This is a genomic window from Chlorobiota bacterium (assembly GCA_016710285.1).
Taxonomy (GTDB): Bacteria; Bacteroidota; Ignavibacteria; order OLB7; family OLB7; genus OLB7.
In genome coordinates, this window is the sequence record JADJXR010000001.1 from 2,341,649 (window position 1) to 2,360,906 (window position 19,258).

The 19,258-nt window shown below is 58.9% G+C and carries 15 protein-coding genes; 13 read left to right on the forward strand and 2 right to left on the reverse strand.

The window, feature by feature from the left end:
- Window positions 1–20 precede the first annotated feature (20 nt).
- The 8 genes from IPM61_08430 to IPM61_08465 all read left to right on the forward strand — a co-directional run bounded on the left by IPM61_08430 (window position 21) and on the right by IPM61_08465 (window position 5,111).
- The gene (locus tag IPM61_08430; protein MBK8911346.1) at window positions 21–350 is read left to right on the forward strand and encodes a DUF971 domain-containing protein; all 330 of its coding nucleotides are present in this window, start codon (window positions 21–23) and stop codon (window positions 348–350) included.
- 101 nt (window positions 351–451) lie between these two features.
- Entirely contained in the window at window positions 452–1,465 is a 1,014-nt protein-coding gene (locus IPM61_08435; protein MBK8911347.1) for an asparaginase, read from the forward strand.
- A gap of 78 nt (window positions 1,466–1,543) precedes the next feature.
- Window positions 1,544–1,843, forward strand: coding sequence for a PQQ-like beta-propeller repeat protein (locus tag IPM61_08440; GenBank protein ID MBK8911348.1), 300 nt, complete (start codon window positions 1,544–1,546; stop codon window positions 1,841–1,843).
- 181 nt (window positions 1,844–2,024) lie between these two features.
- Window positions 2,025–2,930 carry a L,D-transpeptidase gene (locus IPM61_08445; GenBank protein ID MBK8911349.1) on the forward strand — a complete coding sequence of 302 codons (906 nt, stop codon included), beginning with the start codon at window positions 2,025–2,027 and terminating at the stop codon, window positions 2,928–2,930.
- 76 nt (window positions 2,931–3,006) lie between these two features.
- Window positions 3,007–3,267, forward strand: a complete 261-nt coding sequence (locus IPM61_08450) for a hypothetical protein (GenBank protein ID MBK8911350.1) — start codon at window positions 3,007–3,009, stop codon at window positions 3,265–3,267.
- A gap of 173 nt (window positions 3,268–3,440) precedes the next feature.
- Window positions 3,441–3,914: an NUDIX domain-containing protein gene (locus IPM61_08455; GenBank protein ID MBK8911351.1), complete on the forward strand. Its 474-nt coding sequence runs from the start codon at window positions 3,441–3,443 to the stop codon at window positions 3,912–3,914.
- Window positions 3,915–3,970: 56 nt separating this feature from the next.
- Window positions 3,971–4,405 (forward strand): hypothetical protein, encoded by a 435-nt coding sequence (locus IPM61_08460; GenBank protein ID MBK8911352.1) that lies wholly within the window; start codon window positions 3,971–3,973, stop codon window positions 4,403–4,405.
- Between the two features lie 187 nt (window positions 4,406–4,592).
- Window positions 4,593–5,111, forward strand: a complete 519-nt coding sequence (locus IPM61_08465) for a hypothetical protein (protein ID MBK8911353.1) — start codon at window positions 4,593–4,595, stop codon at window positions 5,109–5,111.
- Between the two features lie 134 nt (window positions 5,112–5,245).
- Here IPM61_08465 and IPM61_08470 read toward each other — a convergent pair whose 3' ends face one another.
- Both IPM61_08470 and IPM61_08475 read right to left on the reverse strand, forming a co-directional pair.
- Window positions 5,246–6,220 (reverse strand): hypothetical protein, encoded by a 975-nt coding sequence (locus IPM61_08470; protein ID MBK8911354.1) that lies wholly within the window; start codon window positions 6,218–6,220, stop codon window positions 5,246–5,248.
- 83 nt (window positions 6,221–6,303) lie between these two features.
- Complete coding sequence (locus IPM61_08475) at window positions 6,304–6,876, reverse strand: hypothetical protein (GenBank protein MBK8911355.1); 573 nt, start codon at window positions 6,874–6,876, stop codon at window positions 6,304–6,306.
- A gap of 1,041 nt (window positions 6,877–7,917) precedes the next feature.
- Between IPM61_08475 and IPM61_08480 the strand changes: the two genes are divergently transcribed.
- The 5 genes from IPM61_08480 (at window position 7,918) to IPM61_08500 (ending at window position 19,239) form a co-directional block, all read left to right on the forward strand.
- A complete protein-coding gene (locus tag IPM61_08480) occupies window positions 7,918–8,808 on the forward strand; it encodes a right-handed parallel beta-helix repeat-containing protein (protein ID MBK8911356.1) in 891 nt (296 codons plus the stop codon).
- Entirely contained in the window at window positions 8,808–9,770 is a 963-nt protein-coding gene (locus tag IPM61_08485) for a hypothetical protein (GenBank protein ID MBK8911357.1), read from the forward strand. The genes IPM61_08480 and IPM61_08485 overlap by 1 nt, the downstream gene beginning before the upstream one ends.
- 57 nt (window positions 9,771–9,827) lie before the next feature.
- Complete coding sequence (locus IPM61_08490) at window positions 9,828–12,362, forward strand: right-handed parallel beta-helix repeat-containing protein (GenBank protein MBK8911358.1); 2,535 nt, start codon at window positions 9,828–9,830, stop codon at window positions 12,360–12,362.
- Between the two features lie 197 nt (window positions 12,363–12,559).
- The gene (locus IPM61_08495) at window positions 12,560–14,299 is read left to right on the forward strand and encodes a hypothetical protein (protein ID MBK8911359.1); all 1,740 of its coding nucleotides are present in this window, start codon (window positions 12,560–12,562) and stop codon (window positions 14,297–14,299) included.
- Between the two features lie 80 nt (window positions 14,300–14,379).
- Window positions 14,380–19,239 (forward strand): hypothetical protein, encoded by a 4,860-nt coding sequence (locus IPM61_08500; GenBank protein MBK8911360.1) that lies wholly within the window; start codon window positions 14,380–14,382, stop codon window positions 19,237–19,239.
- Window positions 19,240–19,258: the final 19 nt, after the last annotated feature.

Genomic DNA, 19,258 nt, shown 5'->3' on the forward strand with positions numbered 1-19,258 from the left:
GTTCCAAGCCCATATCTAAAATGCCAACGCTTGTTCCTACCGCAATCACCCAACCAACAGCGCACCAGCTAACCATTACGTGGTCCGACGGCCTGGCCTGCGGGCTAACGCTGCAACAACTGCGCGACGCTTGCCCCTGCGCCGCGTGCAAAGGGGAGACGATTCTGGGGGTGTACTATCCGCCGGTGAAACTTCCGGTCATCACGCCGGGGATGTACCAGCTTGAAGCGATTGAGCCGGTGGGGAACTACGCCGTGCAAGTCCGCTGGGGCGACGGCCACCACACGGGGATTTATACTTGGGAGCAGCTGCGGTTGCTCTGCACGGCAGAAAACCACAAGGGGGAATAATTCGGGGAACGCACGGGGGATGTTTTCCCAATCCAGAAAAGATTGCCACGTTGAGGGGCGGGTTCAACAACGCAACACCAACTTCCTGTATCACTGAAATTATGACCAACGCTACATTGGCACTGTCGCTGCGCGGCGGGCGCATTGAAGGGTGGCACCGCGGTTCGGTTGCCATTGCCGATGCCCAGGGCCACCTCCTGTTCTCGGCTGGCGATCCCACCATGAGCACCTATCTTCGCTCCTCCATTAAAATGATTCAGGCAATCCCGGTGGTGCGAAGCGGGGCGGCGGACCGGTTTGGCTTCAGCGAAGCGGAGCTTTCGGTCTGCTGCGCAAGCCACGACGGAGCCAGTTATCATTTGGAGACCGTCAGCGGGATGCTTGACAAGTTGGGGTTGGCCGAGTCGGCGCTCCGTTGCGGCGGCCACGACCCCCACGACCGCACCCAGCTTGGCCGCTTGGTTTGCGACCACCGGAAGCCAGGCGCGCTGTACAACAACTGCTCCGGCAAACACACGGGGATGCTGGCGGCCTGTTTGGCAAAGGGGTGGCCAATCGAAAACTACCTTGATGCGGACCACCCGTTGCAGCAGTGGATATTGGAGTTAATGGCCGAATACACCGGCGTTCCGGCCAGCCAGATTGGCACGGCGACCGATGGGTGCTCCCTTCCAACATTCTACGTCCCGATTGCCGCGGCCAGCCGCCTTGCCGCCCGCTTCGTTGCCGATGCATTGGCCGGCGACGCTGCTTGCCAGCGGATTATGCAAGCCGTTGCCGCCCACCCAGAAATGATTAACGCTCATGGCGGATTCGACACAGAGTTAGTGCGGGTGATGGCCGGAACCGGAATAGCAAAGCGCGGGGCAATGGCAATTTTTGTGGTTGGGGTGAATAGCCGCAAGCATGGCCCAATTGGGATCACCGTAAAATTGGAGGAGGGGGACATGACCCCAATGCCGCCGGCAGTAATGCGGGCATTGGAAATCGCAGAAATCTTCACCCCGGAACAGCTTGCGCAGCTTGAACGCTTCCGCCGGATCGAATTGAAAAACTGGAACGGAATCAGCGTGGGGGAAATTCGGGGGGAATATGAGATGGAGGGGGGGAAGTAGGGTGAACTTCAAAGAACCAAGCTGCTAACGTTGCCCGCGTAAATTTCCTACAACCAATATCTAACAAGAATCTAACCAATGAACGAACGACTCTTTATCGTTGACAGCAAACGGGTGTGGTGCGTGGATCAGGAAACCGGGGAAATCGTTTGGATGGAGGCAATCGGGGGAATGATGAAAGGGGGGGCAATTGAGGCTGTGATGCTGGAAGGCAACCGCCTGTTCGTTTGCGCCGAACGCCAAATGCACTGTCTTGATGCCGATACCGGAATTGAGCATTGGGCCATTGACCTGGAAGGAATGGCCAGCAATAAATCCATGGTAACCCGCAGCCATCCCATTGTAAACCGGACGATCAGCGCAATGGGAACAGCGTAGATGGATTGAAGGCACTTTTGCCCGATAGGGTACTCAACAGCATACCATCGGGGGCTTGCCGCCCCTGCGGTTTTGCCATTGCCCCATGCAACAGATGGCAGCATTCTGCCCCGCAGCTTTGTTTGTATGTTTGCCCGTTGATGAACTCCCGATGGCCACGAACCGACAACCAATGTCCAGAATGAACAACATCTGCCAGACGCTTGCAGTGCTGCTGTTGCTTGCCTTGCAAGCGGGCGCGCCGCCGCATCTTTCTGCCATTCCTACTGGTTCCGATCTTCCCCCATTCGGCCCCTCGTTCGGTCCCCTGCGCGACACGCTGTACGTGATGGATAGCCTGTTCTTGGAGGTCCGATTGGACCAACAAGCAATCTACCAGCACTTCCGCAGCGGGCGTGTGGAGCGGTACTTGTGCTCCACCGGAAACCCAGCAATCGAGGATGGAATCGCAACGCGGGAAGGGATTTTTACGGTGCAATGGAAATCCAAACGGCATTTCTCCAAACAGTTCGAGGTCTATCTGAACTACTGGATGCCGTTCAACGGCGGGATTGGATTCCACGGGCTGGATGGCCGCTCGTACTACCGGTTTTTGGGGCGGCGGCGTTCGTCGCATGGGTGCGTGCGAATCAGCAACGAGACCGGAGCAAAACTTTTCCCGGGGACCCCTTCCGGGACCATCGTGTACGTCCACAGCGGAAGCCCTGCGCGGGTGCTGCTGTTTGCCGACACGCTGCGGCAACCAGGGCTACAGGTGATGGAACAGGTGAACACCACGATTCTGCAACAACGCCTTGACGCGGTGCTGAAATCCCGCTGGGACGACTCCGTTTTATTGCAGCCAATGGCGCTTCCGCCACGATCGAAATTCACCGCAAAAGTGGATGTTGGGGCCGTTCCGCCACGGCTGATTGCGCAGTTCCCGCTTCCGGTGTTCCGTATCCCCGTCGCGCCTGCTCCGCCGGTTGTTCACCGGCCTTTTGTGGCAACCTACCGCCCGCTTCCAACCCGCGCCGGATTTGTTGCCGACCGATTGAACGACGAAGAGGAAGCAACAGAAGGGGAAGAACTTTCCATGTCGCGGTAGCGCGCTGCGGCCAGGCCTTTTGCGGCAACGTGCGCTCACCAATGATGCGGCATCAACCATACAACAGAATATCTCCATGGAACCAACACTTCACATGAAGCAGGGGCTGAACCTGCTGAACCGCGTCCTTCAGTTTTACCCCATCATGCAGGAAGGGGATCGCTCGGTGGTGCAGCTTACCGAACAAGATTGGCTTGTGCTGATGGACTTCACCGACAACCCCGACGCGCACGAACATCGCCCAGAAACCGTGCAGGAGATGACCGTGGACCGGGGCCGCCACACTATCAGCATCCAAGTGCCGAACTGCTTGGTGGAAGTGAAAATGGGGATGTAGCCAGGCGAAAAAAAAATCGGAGCGTTGGCTTGCGGCAACTTCCGACTGCGGCAAGTTTTTGGGAACATTGTTCCGCCGGGAAACGCCATTTGCCCCGTGCCCCAACGGGCCGATTCTTGTTCACTGATTCCCGTGTCCACCGATCTTTTTGAACATCTTCCTCCCATTCCCCTATGCCAATCTCACCATATCTCCACTCCCTTCGTGAGAAGGTTGGGAACCAGTTGCTGATGGTCCCTTCGGTCAGTGCGTTGATTTTTAACGAGGCTGGCCACGTGCTGTTGGCGTGGCACACCGACCGCCAATTGTGGGCAACGGTTGGCGGCGCGATTGACCCGTTCGAAAGGCCGGAGGAAGCGGTGGTCCGCGAAGTTCGCGAGGAGCTTGGGGTGACGGTGGAGCCGCTGCGGCTGATTGGGGCGTTCAGCGGTCCGGAGTTTTTGGTGGAGTATCCGAACGGCGACCAGACCCTCTATCTGGCGGTGGCCTACCATTGCCGAATCACCTCGGGCCAGCTTCAGCCGGATGGCGAGGAAGTCACCGATGCGCGGTATTTTCCGCCATCCGAACTTGCCACGCTAGCAATGCCAGAACACGCACGGATGATGGTGAATGCCGCCATTGCCATGCTTGGGTTGGATGGGTGAGTGAGCATCAATCGCGGCTTCCCGTTTTGGCCAAACAGCAATAACCAAGAACCACAATGGATCCAACAGTTCTCCCGTTTACGATGGCGTTCGACACCATGAACGGCAATGAGGTCATCAGCACCACGATCAAAGGGGTGTTGCGGTTGGAGGTGGAGGGGATCGTGATGGAGTTCCGCCGGAACCACTCGGTGATGAGTTCGCGAGGGGTGGAGGAAAGCACCAGCGAGGTGCAGACCGTCCGGCTGCCGATGGAGTCGCTGGACAGTGTTGAGCTGAAGGAATCGCTGATTCGCCCTGCGCGATTTATCCTTCACGCCCGCACCCTTGCTGCCTTTGCCCAGATACCAGGAAGCGGCGATGTAAAGCGGACGCTGACCATTGCCCGTGCCGACCGCCAGCGCGCGCGGATGCTGGAAACCGCCATTGCCTCCCGCATCTTGCAAGATCGGTTGGAAAGGGGGATAGATGGCTTGGCTGGTGTGCTGTAAATAGCCCTGGAAAGAAGCGAAGAACCCAAGAGAATTCGTTGTTATCAGAAGCCCTTTCGGGGCTTTATTTTTTTTTACCATTGGGCTGCAACCTGCAATCCCTACCGGCGTAGGGCCGCCCGCACCCAACGCATACATTTCCACCGTTTTCACTAACCACAACCTTTAATCAAAGGAGAGGATTGCTATGAAGTTTTTGCGCCGATTACTGCCGCTGCTGATGCTGACCGCCGCCGTTGCCGCCACCGAACCAACGCACGCACAAGCAACAGCCACAACAAAAAAGGCCGACCAAGCATCGGTCCAGGTCACGGTTGAAGAACGTTCCAACGTCCGTGTGATCATCACCGATGCGCAAGGGACCGAGCTTGCAACGGCCCATGAGGGGATACTGGAGGCCGGGGACCACACGATAACCTTCGATGCCGCAAAACTGCCGGCGGGACAATGGTTCTACAAAGTGACCGCCAACCCGATTGGCCACCACGAGCAGGCCAGCCTGAACGTCCATGCTGATGAGCGTTCGCGGGTGGTGGTGACGATTGTGGACGCCAACGGGCGATACCTTGCCACCGCCTTCGACGGCGTGCTAAGTGCCGGCGACCACACCGTGAAATTCGATTCCAGCAAGATGCCAGAAGGGGAGTGGTTCTACCGGCTAACCACCGAGAAAACCTCCGACCCGGTGTCGTTGCGGAACCACTAACGGGTTATGGCTGCACAACGTTATGCAGCAGTGTGATGCCGGCAGCAATCCGGGTCGGCATTGTGGGAATCGGGCGCGTGGCCAGCTGGCCACGCGCCCGAAATGTTATTCAAGGGGAGGGGGCTGCGGCGCTGCTAGGCCGCTTCCTCCATTGCTTGCGGGTTGGACTGAAGAACGCGCTGCACCAAGTATCTGGCTTGCTGCTCCGGCACGCGATAATGGAGCATACAATAGACCACCAGTTGCTGTGCATCAACCTCCCCACGCATATCTTGGATGACTTGGCGAAGGCCCTCGTAGGTGCGTGCGCTGGTTGTGCGGTAGTTCGTATTCACCCCTTCGTACTGCTTGGCCGCAAGCCCTACCATCCCTCCATCGTAGAATATGAACAGCCCTCTCATATCCGCTTTCAACGTTCCGAAGACGGTGCGCTCGGTGGTTGTGCGGTAGCGCATCACATATTCGGCAACCTCGGTCCAGTGGCGTGGGGTGTCGGATTCCAACAAAAACTCTTCCGCCAAATCGGCAAAGGTTCCGCTTTTCAATCCACGGCTTTCTGTTTCCCACTCGCGTAGCCCGTAGGTGCTGCCGGTGTCGAACCGGGCGAACCGCTCGTTAAGCCGCAGCATCAGGCTCCGGACCGATTCCGCAGTGGTCTCTATCTCCGGGAATCGCTCGTTCAACCGTGCGGCTAACTCCTCAACATGAAGCGGGGTTCCGGCTTCCAGCAGAAGGTCCGCAAGGTGTTCATCTATCCGTTTTTTCGTGTTCCGCTGGAAACATAATCCGCCGGAGTCGTCCGCCGCGATTGCAAACTCCTCGTTGGCCAGCAGTTCGCACACCGCGCAGATCCGCCGCAACCGCAACCGCGATGTGGTTTGCAGATTGGCCTCGACCTCATCAAGAAGATTCAAGGTGTAGGGCTGGGGAATCCGTTCGGATATGCGGCCAGCGATTCGCCGCAGGTAGTCATCAAAGTCGAATTCCGCAGCAAGCTCACGGTGCACCAGGTAATCGGTGGCGGCATCGAAATCCTCCTCAATCCGGTCGTACTGCTCTTTCAGGAACGCCTCGAAAACAATCACCAAAAACCCTGAGGTGAACGACACCCCTTCGCTGGCGTTGATGTATTGGGCGTAGGTGTCGTCAACAATAATCAGGTCGCGCCCGTGGTGGTTCAGCGGTTGGTAGCTCAGGTATTCGGCAATGGGCCAAGGGTGCGGACCGCGGCTTGGATACGCGCCGGAATGGTGATGGCAATCTGGCGTATCCGTTCGCGTGTTAGGCCCACCTCCTCGCCAATCTCTTCAAGCGGTCGTTTCTGGTCGTTCAGCCGGAAACGGAACCGCCCGACCATTGCTGCGCGAAGATGCCCACTAAAGATCAGGCTGCGCTGGAACAAAAGCTGATCCAAAAAATGGAACAGAGGGAAGCGGCGTGCAATAAATGCCTGCCGGTAGGGAAGTATCTCCTCCGGCGTGCAGCCAAGCCGCTCGCACCACAATGCCGTGAATTTTCGGAAGGCCTCCTCCTCACGCAGGTGGGTGCTGAATTGTTCCGACATCTGAATCAATTCTGCCCGCACGGTCAGCAGTTCCTGAAGCGTCAGCCGATCCGCAGCGGTGAACCCTACCCGCTGCCGCAGCAGGGTGACGTAGGTGTCGAAGGCACGAACGTCCTGGTCCACCTGCGGGACAATAAAACGGAGCAGATCTTTTGCCGAGGTGGAGAGTTCCCCAAGCCGCTGCTGCAATTCCTTGTTCATCACCGCCAGCTCAAGGTTGGACCACAAGGACCAATCGGGCGAGGGGATTGCAAGGTCCAACCCTGCTGATTTTTCCTCCACGTCTTGAAGCTGCTTCCCCCGGCCCTCTTCCAGATATTTCCGGCAAATCCCCGTTAGCTCCGTTTCGGTCAGGCGACCAACGTTGCGGAACTTGGTGAAAGTGCCGTAGAAGTTGTAGTGGTCCAACAGTGCACGCAGGCTGTGCAGCCCGTTGTTCTTGCAGGCGTTCCATGCCCGCACCGACATCTGCTCCACCTCCCGAAGCCGTGGAAGTGGGATGTCTATCGATGCTGGCATGGCGGATGATTCGTTGGTTGCTGAAGTGGTGGTCTCTGTCGTTTCCATTGTGATTGCGTGATAGTAAATGATAGATCGTTGTTGCTGTGCGGAGCTATTTGGCGATAGCTCCATCACGGTTCAACAAACTTACCATACCGTTGCTGCCAGGTCGGCCATTGCGTGTCCGGTCTGCGCCCTCCGCGCCCCCCTGCTTCGCCGCAAGCGACGAAGCGTTCCCCCCAATGCTGGGGGGAAATGGGGTTGGTTGTTGATCCTGCTCTTTCTGAAACTCACGCCACCTCTGCTGGCACCCCCTGAGATTTGGGGAGCGACGCTCGGTTCAGTGGTGTCCCCGCGAAGGCTAAAGACCTTCGACTACCTTGCCCCCCCTGCTTCGCCGCAAGCGACGAAGCGTTCCCCCCAATGCTGGGGGGAAATGGGGTTGGTTGTTGATCCTGCTCTTTCTGAAACTCACGCCACCTCTGCTGGCACCTGAGATTTGGGGAGCGACGCTCGGTTCAGTGGTGTCCCCGCGAAGGCTAAAGACCTTCGACTACCTTGCCCCCCCCTGCCGCAGGCTAAAGACCTGTTATCAATCTCGATGGAGTCAGGGGGGCTACTCCTTCCGTTAGTTGCTGGCGGTTTTTTCTGGCATCAGCATCCCCTCCGTCACCAGCAATTCCGCAGAACGTGACCAGCGGCCCCGATATTGAGTTGGAAATCCATCAAAACCAATCGCTGATGTTTCGCTGTTTACCATCTGCCGCAATCGTTGTTCTTCTGTTTCTGTGGGCCATGTCCGCTGCTGCCCAGCAGATGGAGCCGCGCACCTACCAGATCGGTACGCCGGAAATGGACACGCTGTGGGTGGACCCCACCAACGGCAACGATGCCAACCCACGCGCCACACGAATCGCGCCGGTGCGGACCCTAAGCGAAGCATGGCGGCGTATCCCAAGCAGTATGCCGCTCACTCGTGGATTCGCCATTATGCTGCTGCCAGGTGAGTATCCAGAAGAATCGGTTCCGAATTACTGGGAGTCGCGCTGGGGCAGCGCGCAGCACCCCGTGATGATTGCCACCGCCCCGGGCTTCCCCCCCGTCACGCTGCCGAACGTGAACGTGTACGATTGCCGCTACTTCTACCTGCTGAATCTTTCCATCACCGGCGGCGGTGGCGATGTCCTCCATTTTGAATCATGCAGCTACGTCCTGCTGCGGGGGGTGGCGGTGGTGGGCCAGGGGAACATCCGCAACTACGAAGGACCGCAAGAGGGCTTGAAGATCAACCAATCCCAGCAGGTCTATCTGGAAGGTTGCGACATCAGCGGGGCAACCGATAACGCGGTGGATTTTGTTGGCGTTCAGCATGGCCACATCATTGATTCCAAAATCCACCGCGCCAACGATTGGTGTATCTACCTGAAAGGTGGATCGGCTTACTTCCGGGTGGAGTCGAACGAGATTTATGATGGCGGAACCGGCGGATTCACTGCCGGGCAAGGGACCGGCTTCCAGTTTATGACTTCACCGTGGATCCATTACGAAGCCTACGACCTGAAGATCATCAACAACATCATCCACGACACCGAAGGGGCTGCGCTGGGGTCCAGGGGGGATACAACATCTTGATGGCGCACAACACCTGCTACCGGATCGGCTCAAGAAGCCACCTGTTCGAGGCGGTGTTTGGTGGAAGAAGCTGCGACGGCCAGCCCGGGGAGAATGGCCGGGGGAATTGCGCGGAATATCTATCGGCTGGCGGCTGGGGAACCACGGCGGTGGATGACGGAAGCAACTACATCCGCATCCCCAACCGGAACGTGTTCATCTACAACAACATCTTCTACAACCCCGCTGGGTTCCAAAGCCAGTACCAGCACTTCACCATCTTTGGGCCGTTTGCCGGGAACCCTGCCGAATCGAACGCGCCGAACCCTGCCGTTGCCGACCAGAATTTGCAGATCCGTGGGAACGTGATCTGGGACGGTCCGCAAGGCCACTCGTTGGGATTGGGGGATGAATCGGGTTGCCAGAACAACAACCCAACGTGCAACCAAGCGCAGTTGCTGGCCGAGAACAGCATCAACACCATCGAGCCACAGTTGATTAACCCGGCAACGCTTGACTTCCGCCCCGTGCCGAAGGGGACGCTGTGGGGCGTGGCCACCTATCCAATCCCCGATTTCCCGGGCGGCGACCGCCAGCCGCGCCCGCTGGCTCCGGCGGGAAATCTTTCCAACATCATCGCCCGCGATTACACCGGGGCAACCCGCGCTGGCACGCAGCCCCCGGGGGCCCACGGGCTGACGGCAGCAAGCGGCGCGCACGCTTGGGAAGCCCCCGCCACCCCAGGAATCCGCGCCCGCTACAACGCCAACGGAACCATCACGATTGACCTTCCTGAACCGCAAGCCAAAGCGGGGCGGGTGCTGGTGGCCGATGCGTCAGGGCGGCAGCTTCTTGCGCAATCCATTCCGCCGGGGGTTGCTCACCTTCGGCTTTTGCTTCCCGATCTTCCCCCAGGGAAATTTTTCTGCACGGTGATCGGGGCCTTGGGAACTATCACAATTCCGGTGCTGGTTACTCAGTGAAGGAGAATCTTGTACTCAATCAAGCCTCCGCTGCTTCACCAATAACCAACAACTTTTATGATGAACCTCTGCACTTCTTACACTGCGGCAACGATGCGTGGAATTGGCCGACGGCTGGCAACGGCTTTCGCTGTTTTGGCGTTCGCGTTGCTGTGCGGCACGCTCCCCGGCGTTGCCCAATCGTTGGACCCTCGCGCTTGGGATATTGGCGAGCCGGGGCCATTTCTGGATGTCTATGTTTCGCCAACCGGGAACGATGCTAACAATGGCCTAAGCCGCCAAACCCCGGTGCGGAATCTGCGGACCGCGTGGGCGCGGATGACCGACACCCTGCTTGCCAACATCGGCTACCGGATTAACCTGATGGCGGGCGACCACACCTGCGAAACCCCCGACTGCGTGCCAGTCCTGATGCAAACGGTCGCCACCACGCGCCAGCACCCGATTATCATCCGCGCTGCCGATGGCGCGGGATCGGCAACGGTGGTGGGGGGGCTAACGCTGCAAAACGCCAGCAATGTCTATCTGATGGATTTTTCCATTCGCTCGATCCCCGGCCAGAAGCCTCTATCGGAGGTTCTGTTGGGGGTGTTTTCCGGGCAGAATATCCTGCTTCGCAACCTTCGCCTAATCGCTCCGGACCCGGTTCAATACCCTTCCAACAGTGATGTTGATGCGGGCGTTGGAATCTTGAATTCCACCAATGTTCACGTGGAGCAATGCACGCTGCAAGGGCAGACGGAGAACGGCATGGCCGTGGTCGGTTCGCAGAATGTGGAGCTGTTGAAGAACGTCATCACGCAGGCAACGGGGTGGGGGATGATGGCCTTTGGTGGCACGGCGTACTTCAAAGCGGAAGCCAACATCGTGCGCGATTGCCGGCGCGGCGTTTCCATTGGTGATGCCTCGGTTGCTGGCTTCTTGGTTGCGCCGTGGGTTCATTATGAGGTCTATGATGCCCGCGTGGTGAACAACCTTCTGCACGATGTCACCGGAGTTCCGCTGCGTGTTGCTGGCGGCTACAACGTGCTGATGGCCTGGAACACCCTGTACCGCGTTGCTTTCGATGACACCAAAGCCGCCCCACTTTTTGAAGCCGTCCATGGTGTCCGTTCCTGTGAGAATGATAGCCTGTGCCGCGCCATGCTTGCCACTGGCGGCTGGGGGGCCGACTCTGCCGCTGGCCAGCCGGGGCCAATCCCCAACCGGAACGTCTATCTGTACAACAACGTTTTCTTCAACCCGCTTCCGGCCCGGACCCTTGTTAGCCATTTTGCGGTTGATGCCCCAATCGCCACCACCGAAGGGACGAACATCCCCAACCCTTCCCGTGCGGACCAGAACGTGCGGATAAAAGGGAACGTGATCTGGAACGGCGGAAGCGGCCAGCATGGAATCCTGATGATGGTCTCTGCCGACGGGCGCGAGCCAGGTTGCGACCCGCAGAACATTGACTGCAACGAAATCCAGCTGAAGCAGGACAACACCATCAACGAGTTCGCGCCGGAGTTGGTGGACCCCGCCAACGGCAACTACGCGCCGAAGCCTGGGGGAAATCTGATCAGCGCACGGACGTTCATCGCCGCAGATTTTTCTTGGGACGATGCCCCGGCCAACCCGCCGGTTCCATCCGGTTCGGTCAGCAACGGTACGCCGTTGGATTTTTCCGGCGGACATCGCCCGGCGGCGAACTCACCCGGGGCATTCAGCGGCGTTTCTGTCCAGCCAATCGCGCCGTCGGCACCGTCGCTGATCTATCCGCTTGACAAAGAGAATGGGATTTCCATCAATCCAATTTTGCAATGGGATGCGGCTGCTGCTGCCGGAAGCTATCGCGTGCAGCTTTCCACCAGCTCCGATTTCACGACGGTGCTTCTGGAGTTCGTGGGCGTAACCACCACATCCATCTCCGTTCCCGATCTGAACACTGCCACCACCTACCACTGGCGTGTGCAGTCGCGGAACAACGTGGGCGTTAGCGATTGGTCCGAAACCCGCAGCTTCAACACCCAGCCGGCAACGCTTGGCGCGCCCACGCTGATTGCCCCCGCCAACCAATCCCCCAACGCCTGGACCGTGCTCGATTTCCAATGGTCCCCGGTTCCGGAAACGCAGTACTACCTGCTCCATATCGCCACCGATCCGGGCTTTACTAACCCGGTGAAACGGATCAGGAATATCCAAGGGACAACGCTGAACGTGGGGATTCTGCCGAACTCGCAAACCCTTTACTGGCACGTCCGTGCCGAAAGCAACGCAGGGATTGGCCCATGGTCCGAAACATGGAGCCTAACCACCGCAACCAGCGGCGTTGCATCGGGCAAGGAATCGGCAGGGATGGATGTTGCTGCGCAGCCAAATCCAGCAACCGGGTTGGCGCAGTTCACCGCCACAATCCCGCACGCCGGCGCGGTGCGGCTGCGGCTTGTTGATGCCCTGGGGAACAGCGTTGCCACGATCTACGACGGGGAGTTGGAGGCTGGCACAACCACTTTCCAGCATGATCTGGCGGGGCTTCCGGCAGGCATCTACTTTGTGCGGCTGCAGGCCGCGTGGGGCGCGGTGAACCAAAGCCTTGTGGTGGCGCGATGACCCCGCGACAATCGGCATAATGTTGGAGCAGAGAGAGAGGGGGGGCGGAGCAATCGGGAAGATTTCTCCCGTGCCTTCCCCCTCTCACGTTTTCTTCACAAGCCAGGAAGTCAGGGAAAGAATAGTCAGGGAAAGAATAGTCAGGGAAAGAATACAAGGTGGGGAACGAATATCAATCCATTTTCATGGAGGGAACAATGCAACGCTTGAGGCTTCATATTCCGATCCTGATTCTGCTGGTTGCAGCGGCGCGGAGCGTTGCCCAGGATGTTGAGAAGATTGCCGAAGAACCTCCATTCTCCCTTAGTGGTTCGGTGGGGGCTTCGCTGGTGGGATACTCCGCCAGCGGAATTCCCGAACGCCGCGAGCCGTTCTCCTGGACCCTGAACGGAACGCTGACCCCAACAATCTACAGCCTTCAGCTTCCGATTGATTTCATTTTCAGCGAGCAGGAGCGGGACTTCCGCCAGCCGTTCAACCAGTTCGGCATTTCGCCACGGTACAAATCGCTGACGGGATTCTTCGGCTACCGCTCGATGACCATGTCGCCATACACGCTGGACGGGGTGACGTTTTTGGGGGCAGGGGTGGAGTTCAACCCGGGAAAATTCCGCTTTGCGGGGATGATTGGACGGCTGCAGCGGGCGGTGGAGGAGGACACCACACAGTTCTACAACATCCCTGCCTACCAGCGCGACGGATACGCCCTGAAAGTGGGGTTCGGAAGCGAGGAAAGCTACTTCGACGTTATCTGGTTCCATGCCGGCGACGACAGTGCGTCGCTGAAAAAACCGCCAACGCAAAGCGGGCTTTCCCCGGCGGAGAACAGCGTGGTGGGGCTTACGCTGAAAACCGCCATCACCCCCGAACTAACGCTTGATGCCGACGTTGCCGCAAGCCTTCACACCCGCGACCTTCGCGCGCCGCTGACCGATCTGGACAGCAGCGGCCTTGATTTCTTCTCCAGTATCCAAGACATCCACAACTCCACCGCGCTGAACATTGCCAGCAAAGCGGGGATCAGTTTCGCGATTCCAACATTCAAGATTCGTGCGGGCTACGAGCGGGTGGAGCCAAACTTCACATCGCTGGGGACGTGGTATCTGGCAAGCGATTTCGAGCGGTGGACGATTGCCCCAAGCCTGGACCTGTTCAACAACCGCCTGCGGCTTGGGGGATCGCTGGGAATCCAACACGACAACTTGCTGGAGACCCGTTTTGCCGAAACCAACCGCCTGATCGGTTCGGCAAACGTGGGGTGGTCCCCAACCGATGCCTTCGGGGTTGATGCCAACTACATCAACTACTCCACGGACCAATCCGCCGGGCGTGTGGCCGTGAACGATTCCATCCGCGTGCGGAACGTTAGCCACTCGGCAACGCTTGCGCCGCGGTTGCTGCTGCAATCGGAAACCCTGAACCATTTCATCACGGTGATCGGGAATTACCAGGAGTTCAGCGACTTGAATTCCTTCACCAACGCCTTCACCGACTCCCGCGGGAGCAACCTTTCGCTGATCTACAACCTCACCTTCATTGAAAGTGCCATCAGCCTGGGCTTCTCGGTCCTGCGTGGCAACACCGAAACAGGGACGCTGCAGGTGGGGACCACCGGTGGAACCCTGAACGGCTCGATTGGGTTATTGGAGAACAAGCTCACGATTGGTGCCTCGGGCGGCTACACGCAGACGCAAACAACCGCGCGGAATATTGCCACCGGGCAGAGTGAGTCGTTCGACGGAACCGTCATCAACCTGACGGCCAACGCCGGGTTCCGCCCCACCACGGAAGATCAATTCACCTTCACACTCTACCGAACACAGGGGGCCGGGACCATCTCCGCCTCCAGCGATTTCAGCGAGCTAACGGCCACGCTTGGCTACAGCCGGACCTTCGCCTGGAAGCCAACCGCCGCCGCTGCCGAGGAAGGGAAGTGAGCGGCAACGCAAGAACCCGGGGCGTAGCCATGCTCCCAAGAACGATTGACTTCATGACCAACGACTAATTCCTACAAGCCATGAACCGATGCTACAGATTCCGATGGTTCCAATGGATGCTGCTTCCGCTGTTGCTGCTGCTTGCGGGGGGCGTTGCGCGGGCGCAATCGCCGCTGAATGTCACCATCGCGGTGCTTCCCCCTTACTCTCCTGACCTCTCCGTCTGGCTTGCCAATCCCAACCGAATTCTTATCACGGTGCAGAATCAAGACCTGAACCGTGGGTACGATTTCCGCTTGGCCGGGTTTGCCGAAAACACCGACGGCAGCACCCGCATCGAGACGAAGGATGAGTATCCAATCGCCGCTTTGCGAATTGAACCCGGCGCGGTCCGCACGCTGAATTTGAACGACTTCAAAATCTTCGACGGCAACGCGGTCCGGTTCAAGGGGGCCGATAAGGACCTGATTGGCAGAACAAAACTGCTGCCGGAAGGGGTCTATCGGGTCTGCGTTCGGGCGTTGGAGTTCAAGACGCTTGCGCCGCTTTCGCCCCAGGAGCCAAGCGGCTGCGCCACGTTTGTGGTCCGCACCGCCGACGAGCCGGAGCCGCTGCAACCAACGTGCGGCCAGTTTGTGAAAGCCACCAAACCGCAGCTTGTGCAGTTCCAATGGACCGTCCCGCCCGGCGCGCCGCCAGGGACGCAGTACCGGTTCAAGATGGTTCCAATCGTGAAAGGGCAATCGCCGCAGCAGGCGATGAAATCGGCCACAAGCCCGGCGTTTTTTGAGCAAACCGCCAACGGTCCAATCTTGCTGTACGGCCCTGCGGATCCGCCGCTGGTTCCTGGGGGAAGCTACGCGTGGCAGGTGCAAGCCGTGGACCCTTCCGGCAACCTTGTGTTCCGCAACAACGGGGTCAGCGATGTCTGCTCCTTCCAGTGGCAGAGCGTTGTTCCGCTGGTGAACGACTCCGTCACGGTGCCGATCACCATCACCGACAAGCCGATTGATATCACCGACGGCATCACCGATCTCCCAATCAGCCCCGACAGCATCGGCATAAAAAAACTGGACACAATGCTCTTCATCAAGGCCGATGAACTTGGCAAAACGTTCGGATGCGTGAAGCTGACACCGCTGGCGGCCAAGCAACCGGAGGTTGGCCAGCGCACCATGCAGTTTGCTGGATATGCCGAGCCAGGGATCAACCTTGATGCCGTCACCGGTGCCGAGGTGGAGGTCTTCTTGGCCGACCGCCGGTCCTTGCTCCCGTACGATCTGGTTGGAAGCAAGTCGCAGCCGGTGTTCAGCCGCCGGCTGAAAGGGAGCGTTGCGGCGGGGATACTTCTCACAAAAGGGAAAGGGGTGGACCGCACGCACTTCGAGCTTGCGTTCGCCAACGGCCCCGACGGTTTCATCCCAAAGAAAGGGGTGGATTATGCCTGGCGGTTCACGCTAGAGTTCAACGGAAAAACGATCCGCAACGACGGCGTGGCCTGCACCGACAAACGCGCCACCAGCGTCTTCGAGCGGTTCCCCGATCTTATCATCGCCAAAAAACTTCCCGACACGTTGATTGCTGGCGGATTCACGATTGTGGTGGAGGATTGGGACGCAAGTTCCAAATCGGTGGACCCAAGCCGTCCCAGCGGAATCGGCAGGGTGAAGTTCGATTGCAACGGCGGCAAGAAACCGAAGCCGTGGTGGTTTGGGAACATTGGCGTGATTCGGAAAAACTTCGACGTGGTGGGGGCTGTTAGCGATTCGGCAACGGAGCTTGCTGTTTCCGAGGCCATCTACGTTGAGCCAACAGTGAAGATTGGCGACGTGGTGGCGCTGGACCTTCCGGCAGGCTCCGTCACCTCGCTGGCGGAAACAGTCGTCAACCGGAACGCGATTCTTGACCTGTTCAAAAAGAATGTGCCGGATGGCATCCGCGTGGCCTTCCGCGATGTGACGTGGGACAGCCCCACCGACCGGACCGAGGTGCTGACCGACGGAATCGCCATCTATCCATCCTCCTCGCCGGTTCCAACCCCGCCCGCCGAGGTGGTGTTGGATAGCGCGTTCACCCTTGCCATTGATTCGCTGATTATCCGCCCTGCATCGGCAAGCGTGAAAGGGGCGGTGCTGCTTCCAACAAGCATCATCAGCAACGACACTTGCACCCGCGCACGGCTTCCGCTTCCGATGACGACCATCACTTCCACCTGCGAATTCTACCAGGAGGTGGCCGACGCGAACTACGGCCAATGGTACATTGGCGAAACGGGTCTGCTGGTGTTCGGGAAAGGCTATACGCTTGACTTCTCGTCGGCGCAATCGCCCGCGGGGCCGGCTCCACCGTTGGCGGCATCGTGGAAAGGGGTGAAGCTGAACAGCGGGACCACTCCCGACCCTCCGTCCGATTCAGTTATCAGCAACCGTGGCTACGTGAAGGCCAAATACACCTTCGCCAACGGGCTGATTACCGGCAGCGGGTTTGCTGCACGGCTGAACTTTGGCGGCGGCTTCGTTTACCACGCGCTGGATCCGTTTGGATACCAGATTAACCTGAGCGGAAGCGGCTACTTGCGCCTGGCAAAGAGTGCCATCGAGAATGGTGAATTCAACAACAGCAGCATCCGGCTTCCGCGCGTGGCAATCAGCACGGGCGGTAGCAGCATTGCTCGGGTGGATGTCTTCAATGTGAACCTGAAAGTCCAGCCGGACCAGGACCTGTTTGCTGATCTTCTGATGAAAGACAATCTGGCGTGGGGGGAATTCAGCAAGGCTGGTCCAAAACGCTATTACGCCATTAATGGATCCGCCACCGACATCCCCGCACACTTCTACTTGGGTGCGCGATGGATGGCACCGTTCTACCCCCTGACCGACACCACGTACACCACGCCGACGTTCGCCCCGGCCACCACCCAGTTAGAGGCGCAGCGGATGCAAGGGGTGACGATTCCCCGCATCCACAACGTCCCGCTGATGATCGCCACCCGGGACCGCCCAGACCCCAACGAGGGCCTGAAATTCCCTGCCGAAACGGTGGTCGGCATCTGGATGAACATCGTCCGAACCGGGGTGCATACCGAGGTCTCCATCCGCGCCGAAAAGGAGCGGCTTGGCGAAATCGAGATGGGGCCGGTGTGGGAAACCGGACCCGCCTACGCCGGGGAAGCTCCGTTCAAAACCTTGTTTGGATACGACCCCAAAAAGAAGGAGCAGAACCGCGGCATCATGCGATTCCAGTTTGTGGAAAGCGCGGTGTGGCACAGCACGCTCCATGGCTCGGTGAAACTGCCAATGCCGGTTGCTGCCGAGATTGATTTCAAGCAGATGATGTTCACCTCCACCGCCGAATGCTCCGGCGGCCAAGTGGACCTTTCCCAGCCCGACACCATGGCCTACTGGGGCGTTGGCTTGGTCCCGAAGGACCCGACGAAATCGGCAGGAATCCTTTGCGTGAAGTTGGGGGTGATCTATCTAACCGCCGCTGGGTTCAACGAGCCACGCCACTTCGCCAAGCCATTCTACTTGGTGTGGGGCGAGATGAAAGCCAGCGGAAACATGGGGCGGCTGGTGTTCGACTACAACAGCGTTGGCCAGAAGTTCGACCGCTTCGGGTTCTCGCCCGAGCTGGTGAAACTCTCCCCCTACGTCCCCACCGACAGCGGCCACGTGCTGGCCTACGGTTCGGTGGCCATTAACTTCTTCGGCTCCAAAAAACTCTCCATCGTTGACTACAAGTCGCTGAAGCTGAACAACCCGTTCAACGGGCGGTTCGTGCGGGTGCTGGACACCGCCTACATGGGCGCGCCCGCCAGCCAGCTGGAGTGGCAACGGAACTGGGGCGACGGAATCGCCAACCTTGAGTACGACAGCATCCGCTACCACGTGGACCGGCAAGATGGATTCTTTGGATCCGGCGAGGTAAGCCTGTTCAACATCACCGGCGGGATGTATTCCACGATTGACATCGCCGCCGAAGGAATCTGCTTCCGGGTGATGGAGGAAAGCGCGCACACGTTCGCGCTTGGACCGGTGGCGCAGATGTCGGCAATGGGGAATATCTGGGGGTGCGGATGCATCGTGGGGGAATCGCTGGAGAAAATTGCGATTGGGGGTGAGGCCTCCTCCAGCCTGGGGCTTGGGTTCAGCATTGCCGCACGCGGCGCGAACATGGTCAGCATGATTATGAGCTACTCCCCAACGCGGTTTGTGATGGAGGCCAACGGGGCGATGTTCGTGAACGTGGGCGCGGTGGATTTGGAGGTGACGGGGCTTGCGTCGTTCACGGTGGAGCGGGGCGAGGAGATGTTTGTCGAGGGATACTTCCGCGGCACCGTCAACTTGGGCGCGGTGATTGCCGGGGTGGAAGGTGAGGGTGAGTTCGATTGGCATCTCGGAACCGATTATCAATCGGTGCAGGGGCGCGTTGCGGTGCGGATTTGGGGCTACATGGGGGGCGTTGGCGCGCAAACCGGAATCTTCTTTGGCCACAACGTTCCCAAAGAACGGGTGTGGGTGATGGATGGAATCAACGGGCGGTTTGGGCTGAACAAAGGGGGGCTTCCCGCACGGCTTACCGGCTTCTACGCCTTCCTGAATGTGGAGGCTTCCGTCAGCTTCTACTTCCTTGCTTCCGGCGGATTCCAACTGTACGTGGGCGTTGGCGCGTTCGTCTCCGACTCCCCATTCATTGGCGGAACCCCGGTCCCCGGGCTTGCCTTCCCATACTTTGTTGGGAACGTTGGGGTCAGGATTTGGGGTGAGATTCTTGGCGGGCTTGTCAGCGCGGCGGCGTGGGGGAACCTGCAGTTCACCGGCGCGTTGCCGCCAGCCTTCGAAGGAACGATTGGGCTGGAAGGATGCGTGCTTTGGGTGCTTTGCGGCAGCGTGGATATCACCTGCGGCTACAACAGAACCGATGGCTTCTACATGCACTGACCTCACACACCGGAGACGA